The organism is Paraburkholderia sp. CNPSo 3274 (genome assembly GCF_024206475.1).
Taxonomy (GTDB): Bacteria; Pseudomonadota; Gammaproteobacteria; order Burkholderiales; family Burkholderiaceae; genus Paraburkholderia.
In genome coordinates this window covers 1-2,491 of sequence record NZ_JAMBPR010000188.1, presented here as the reverse complement: position 1 = coordinate 2,491, position 2,491 = coordinate 1, and the positions used below count along the sequence as shown (strand labels likewise).

At 63.4% G+C, this 2,491-nt stretch carries 3 protein-coding genes and 1 pseudogene; all 4 read right to left on the bottom strand.

The window, feature by feature from the left end; translation table 11 throughout:
- Positions 1-267, bottom strand: a 267-nt coding sequence (locus M3I54_RS43945) for an alpha/beta fold hydrolase (protein WP_375542330.1), incomplete at its 3' end; no start/stop codon positions are given.
- A 23-nt stretch (positions 268-290) separates the two neighbouring features.
- Positions 291-1,277, bottom strand: a complete 987-nt coding sequence (locus M3I54_RS43940; RefSeq protein WP_254346651.1) for an MDR family oxidoreductase — start codon at positions 1,275-1,277, stop codon at positions 291-293.
- 75 nt (positions 1,278-1,352) lie between these two features.
- Complete coding sequence (locus tag M3I54_RS43935) at positions 1,353-1,934, bottom strand: TetR/AcrR family transcriptional regulator (protein ID WP_254346650.1); 582 nt, start codon at positions 1,932-1,934, stop codon at positions 1,353-1,355.
- A gap of 391 nt (positions 1,935-2,325) precedes the next feature.
- Positions 2,326-2,491 (bottom strand): annotated as a pseudogene (locus M3I54_RS43930) (group II intron reverse transcriptase/maturase); the annotation flags it as partial.

Below are 2,491 nucleotides of genomic sequence, written 5' to 3'. Positions count from 1 at the left end.
GTCCACGGTCACGGGTGCAATGCCATCGGAAGAACCGATTCCCCGGTAGTCGATCGCAATAACGCGATGCTTGCGTGCCAGGCCATCGACGATGCGCGGGTCGAAGTTGTCCAGCACGGCCCCCCAGTGGTTAAGCAGGATCAGCGGGATGCCGCCGCGCGGGCCCAGTTCGCGGTAAGCGAAGGTGGTTCCGCCCGCCCTGACCTGGTTGTTCTGTGCGTTGGCATAGGACGTCGCCGATTGGGTATCTGGGTTGATGCTCTTCATCATTGATTCCTTGGGTTCGACCTTCACGCGTTGACGTCCACGACGGTGCGTCCACGCACCTGGCCCTGAAGTACCGCATCTGCAATGCCAGGCACTTCGGCCAGGCCAACCACCTGGGTAGCGCGTGCGAGCTTTCCGGGGTCCAGATCGGTGGCCAGACGTGCCCACGCTTCTAGCCGCACGTCTTGCGGCGCGTTGACCGAGTCGATGCCGGCCAGGGTCACGTTGCGCAGGATGAAGGGCAACACCGAGCCGGGCAGGTCCGCGCCCTGCGCGAGCCCGAAGGCTGCCACCGCGCCGCGGTAGCAGGTCTGCGCCAGCACGTTGGCCAGTGTGTGGCTACCCACCGAGTCGATCGCTCCGGCCCAGCGTTCCCTGGCGATCGATGCGCCCGGCCCGGAAAGCGTGCTGCGATCGATGACCTCAAGCGCACCCAGTTCGCGCAGGTAGACCGTTTCCTCCAGCCGTCCGGTCGAAGCGACCACCCGATACCCCAGCCTGGATAGCAAAGCGATGGCGATGGACCCGGCCCCGCCGCCGGCCCCAGTCACAAGCACATCGCCTTTGTCCGGCGTCACTCCTGCATGCTCCAGCGCGAGCACGGACAGCATCGCGGTGTACCCCGCCGTGCCGATCGACATGGCCTCGCGCGTCGAAAAGACGTCTGGCAACTTGACTAGCCACTTGCCGCTGACGCGCGCCTTCTGCGCGAAGCCGCCATGGTGGGTTTGACTCAGGCCCCAACCATTGGCGACAACGCGGTCGCCGACCGCGAACCCTGCGTGCGATGACGCCTCCACGATCCCCGAAAAGTCGATGCCCGGAATCAGTGGGAACTGACGGATCACTGGCGCACGGCCGCTGACCGCCATCGCGTCCTTGTAGTTCACCGTCGAATAGTCGATCGCGACAGTGACGTCGCCTGGCATCAGATCGGCTTCGTCGAAGTCGACCAGGGCAGTGGAAATCACATCGCCAGTTTTGGTGGCCAGCAGCGCCTTGAATGTCATGGTCAATTCTCCGTTTGGGGCACGCGTTTCATATGTCAAGCATCATGCTGAAGGGTAAAAAAAAGCAGGTGAAACTCAATCCGCTGCTGGGACCAGATGCTCCAGCGCCGCCTCCAGCACCAACTTGGACAGCGGTTCTTCGTCGACTGCGCGCGCCAGCACCAGCGCCCCAACCATCGTGGCAGCGGTCGCCAGGGCTCGCTCGTGCGCGCCGGGCTGACCCCAGTCGGGCGATTGGCGTGAGACCAGGTCGATCATTTCCTTGATGCGGCGCGTAATTGCACGTCGCACCCCCGGCGCCTGACGCGGCATCTCCGATCCCAGGGCGGCGATCGGGCAGCCGACCTCCGGGTTCTTCACGTGCTCTGTAGACAGATAGGCGCGCAGCAGTGCCTGCAGGGATTGCTCGGCGGGCACTGCTTCCGTGAAGCGCAAAAAGGTGGCGATGGCCTCGGCTCCTGCGCGGTCCGCCAACTCGGCCAGCATGGCCTCGCGCGAGACGAAATGTGCGTAGAACCCGCCGTGAGTGAGGCCGACCTCTCTCATGATGTTCGCAATGCCGATGCCGTCATAACCGCAGCGGCGGATCGCGTGTGCGCCAGCTTCCACGATGCGCTCGTGTGTGGATTCCTTCGATCGGGTTATGGATCGTTTCATAAGACGTTCGTCAGCGATGAGTTTCTGATTACGAGCCCTCGCGCTCAATTGTTGCGCGCCTGCAGGTGCCGCTTGCGAAAGGTTTCCCTGCCGCTATTGACAACAGGATTTCAGGAACGCTGACAACGGCTGGTTCAGCAAATCCGGTTTCATGGGCGACTCAGAAAGCGGTGCGGTCGTAAGGCGAGACGACTTTCGGGGGCTGCAGGAATGCCGTCAGGCCCTGAAACCACATCACTTCGCGGAAGTCGCCGCTGATGGTCAAGTCCTTGCTGCCAAGGCTCCGGAGGAAGGCCGCCTGGCTGTCCTTGGCCCAGAATTGCGGTAGGGATGCCCATTACTGAGCACCCCCCGCACAGATCCCGGCGTGCCCAATTCGGGCACCGGGCTCCTACCTCGGGTGTTTGACGGCAAATCGCCGGTCGGGCCACGGGTGAAGGATTCGAGGTTGCGGGAGCCAGGCATCTGCGATCCGCTCGACTCGCTGCCACGTCATGTGATCCTTTTGACTGCGGCGCCGGAGCGCCCGCCGCCACAGATCAACGACGTGGTATCGA

Excerpts from the sequence above, each read along its gene's own strand:
- M3I54_RS43940 (WP_254346651.1), bottom strand. The coding sequence starts at position 1,277 with ATGACATTCAAGGCGCTGCTGGCCACCAAAACTGGCGATGTGATTTCC.
- M3I54_RS43935 (WP_254346650.1), bottom strand. The coding sequence starts at position 1,934 with ATGAAACGATCCATAACCCGATCGAAGGAATCCACACACGAGCGCATC.